The organism is Aeromonas sp. HMWF014, assembly GCF_963878295.1.
GTDB lineage: Bacteria > Pseudomonadota > Gammaproteobacteria > Enterobacterales > Aeromonadaceae > Aeromonas > Aeromonas popoffii.
Genome location: NZ_CAWNYS010000452.1, coordinates 1 through 2,837, shown reverse-complemented (window position 1 = coordinate 2,837; position 2,837 = coordinate 1). Strand labels below are relative to the sequence as shown.

Sequence of the window (2,837 nt, the reverse complement as noted above, 5' to 3'; positions counted from 1 at the left end):
TCTGGATATGCCGACACAACCCACAGGGCCACCTCACTGCAGGTGGCCTTGTTCATTTCAAGGAGTCACCCCCATGTCTGCTTTCATGATTGACCGCCAGGATTACCTTGCCTTTGCCGTGCAGTTGCACCGCTTTTGCAATGCCCCGATGCCCCCCCATTACACCCTAGAGTTGCTGCGCACCCTCTGGTGGATACCGCCAGCAGACACGACCAGGACCTGGACATGGCGGGTTGACCGGCTGGTACGACTGATGATGCTCGCAAACCGCCGTGCAGTCTGGCATCGCTATCAGCTGGGGCGTGAGCAGAGCCTGAAGGAACCACGCCAGCGTGGCTCAACCAAACTGGGACCGCTTAAACCTGCCCACCGTTACCACCAGGCACCACTCACCGATGCCGAACTGGTGGCGCTGTACAAATTCACCTGCTGCGCCCTGTACCAATCGAGCGAATGGAGTGGGAGTCCTGAGCAGGCACCTCGGTTGGTCAAGGTAATACAGCAGTTGCAGCAAGCGCTGGCGCAAGACGTGCTGACCCGGCTGTCACTGTGGGAACAAGCCCCTTGGGGAGAGATGTGATGGTCAGAACCGTCACTCACTCCCTTCTTCATCAGGAGCAATACCATGATCGAATTCAACGACAGCTTTAGCCAGGCCGCCGTGGCAGAGGCCATGTGCGCCCATCCAGGGTTCGCCAAGCTCATCAGCCAGCAGTTGATGTTGCCGAGTTTTGCCTATGCCCACGATGTGGAGGGGAGACGTATTGGCGGCCCGCTGGTCGCCCCCAACCCGGTACTGCACAAGACCACGCTCTTTGTCAGTCCACGAGATATGCGTGAGCACCTGCCACGAGAGATTAACTTCGCCCGCTTTCGCTGCCCCTGTAATGCAGCGGGTCAACCGGTCGGCGAGTGGCAGCGGGTGATAGTAGGGGCCTACGTCAACCACGGTAGTAATGACGAGCCGGATTGGAGTAGTCACACCTGAGCCACGGCCACCAGCACAAACAAGACCTCTAACAGCCCCTCACACCGAGGGGCTGTTTGCATTTGAAGGAATCCACCATGCACAACCTGCGTGATTACAAATCCCTGTCCGCTCGGCAGATAACCGCTGCCATCGGCCAGCTCAACCACAACACCGCACCGAAGATAATGACCCACCTGGCATTACGGGCCAGACAGCCGCAACCGCTCGGTAATGGCCGTAGCAGAACCAAGGCACTCAAGCTGCTGCGCCGGGTCAAGAAGGCCCACAAGGCGGGCAGTATCCCGCTTGAGCTCACCGTGACTGGTTGCCGCATCGACCGGGGTAGCCATCAGGCTGACCGCTACTACTACGACCGAACACTGCTGGCTCAGGGCTGGCAGCAATACGACACCGAGGAGGACGCCTGGTACTACGGCATCTGGATTAACACCGAGAAGCTGGAGACTTTTACCTATGCCGAGGGGGATACCCACCATGTGATGGCGCCAAGCATCGAGGCGTTTCGCGCTGAATTGGCGCGACTCTACCAGTACCACCCGCAAGCCCCGGCGTTTATCAGCATCGACCCGGAAGCAGGCGTTGTGACCCACCACTTTGAAGCCAAGCCGGAGGTGTGAAATGGCCAAACACATCACTATCAAGGTGCCTGGCAAACATCCACAAACCGGGGAACTCACTACCTTCGAGCTAAAGGGGCAACGCATCGATATCGACATCGGTGGGCAGGCCGTGCCTTTCCTCATTCACGGGAGGGGCATCGGCACCTCGCTCACCCATATCCCCAGTGGCTATCGCATCGCGCTGCTCGGCGGCTGGCTCACTGCTCGTTACGCAGTCCCGGAGAATAAGCCCAGCAGAACGGTCTGCGCCCAGATGGCCATAGACCGACTGGTAGCCCAATACGGCTCGCGGCACCTGCTGGACCGGCTCAATGGCAAGCCGGTTATCAATCAGCTGTAACAACGCACAGCTCAAGTGCTTATGCTCATGAATAGCCAGAGGGCGCGACAGCCCAGACAACAAGGAACGATGCAATGACCAACCCCCAACCTACAACACCTAATCCACTGGCAGGCCATCCCGTGATGCAGATGCTGGATGTCGCCATGAGCGCCATCGTTGGCGATTACGATGACGCAGACCTGGTGCCGGAATGGCAATGGGTCAAGCGTATGGCCTCCCATGAACATGTCGGTGTGAAGGATGACTCCGCCTATGAGTACACCTTGAACCTGGCCATGGATCTCGATGCCATCCCGCCAGCGCTGCAACCCTTGCTCACTGCCGCCCAGCAGGCTGGCGTGAACTACATCCTGTTTTACAACAGCTAGCCACCGCGACTCGATAGCGGTCAACAGCCACAGCAACCCAGCCCCGCTCATCCACATACAGCATAAAGGGCCAGCCCTCTCAGGCTGGCCCTTTGCATCGTCGGAGTAATTTCTCATGACCCGTCTTATCACCGGGCTCGAGGTGCATCGCTATGCTCCCGAGCTCAACAAACTGCACCTGCGCAACCGGCAAACGTTACCCGCTCCCGGCATCACCACCATCAAGCAAGCCAAAGCACGCCTGTATAGCCGATGGCAGCCAGGGCATCAGGTGACCATCACCGTGCACCACCCCGACTACATCAATCTCTCCCGGCTCTACCGAGGGCGACTGGCAAGCCTGACCGACCTTCCAGCGCATCTGACCAGACTACGCCAGCGCCACAACGTGCCCGGCACCATCATCCACCCCCAACTGAGGTATCGCTAATCATGACCACGACAGCCACCCACACCAATGACCAATGTAGTGGTCAACTAAATCCGGACACTTGGTTAGGCCGAACCTCGGCTTT

Annotated in this window: 6 protein-coding genes; all 6 read left to right on the top strand. The window is 58.6% G+C overall.

Annotated elements, in window-relative coordinates:
• Positions 1 to 73: 73 nt before the first annotated feature.
• The 6 genes from AAC083_RS17825 to AAC083_RS17800 all read left to right on the top strand — a co-directional run bounded on the left by AAC083_RS17825 (position 74) and on the right by AAC083_RS17800 (position 2,752).
• Positions 74 to 580 carry a hypothetical protein gene (locus tag AAC083_RS17825; protein WP_108535499.1) on the top strand — a complete coding sequence of 169 codons (507 nt, stop codon included), beginning with the start codon at positions 74 to 76 and terminating at the stop codon, positions 578 to 580.
• Positions 581 to 625: 45 nt separating this feature from the next.
• Positions 626 to 988 (top strand): hypothetical protein, encoded by a 363-nt coding sequence (locus AAC083_RS17820; protein ID WP_108535498.1) that lies wholly within the window; start codon positions 626 to 628, stop codon positions 986 to 988.
• Positions 989 to 1,065: 77 nt separating this feature from the next.
• On the top strand, positions 1,066 to 1,608 hold the full coding sequence (locus AAC083_RS17815) for a hypothetical protein (protein ID WP_108535497.1): 543 nt from the start codon (positions 1,066 to 1,068) through the stop codon (positions 1,606 to 1,608).
• Between the two features lies 1 nt (position 1,609).
• Positions 1,610 to 1,951, top strand: a complete 342-nt coding sequence (locus AAC083_RS17810; protein WP_108535496.1) for a hypothetical protein — start codon at positions 1,610 to 1,612, stop codon at positions 1,949 to 1,951.
• 74 nt (positions 1,952 to 2,025) lie between these two features.
• Positions 2,026 to 2,322, top strand: a complete 297-nt coding sequence (locus tag AAC083_RS17805; RefSeq protein ID WP_108535495.1) for a hypothetical protein — start codon at positions 2,026 to 2,028, stop codon at positions 2,320 to 2,322.
• Positions 2,323 to 2,437: 115 nt separating this feature from the next.
• Complete coding sequence (locus tag AAC083_RS17800; RefSeq protein WP_108535494.1) at positions 2,438 to 2,752, top strand: hypothetical protein; 315 nt, start codon at positions 2,438 to 2,440, stop codon at positions 2,750 to 2,752.
• The last annotated feature ends 85 nt before the right edge of the window (positions 2,753 to 2,837 follow it).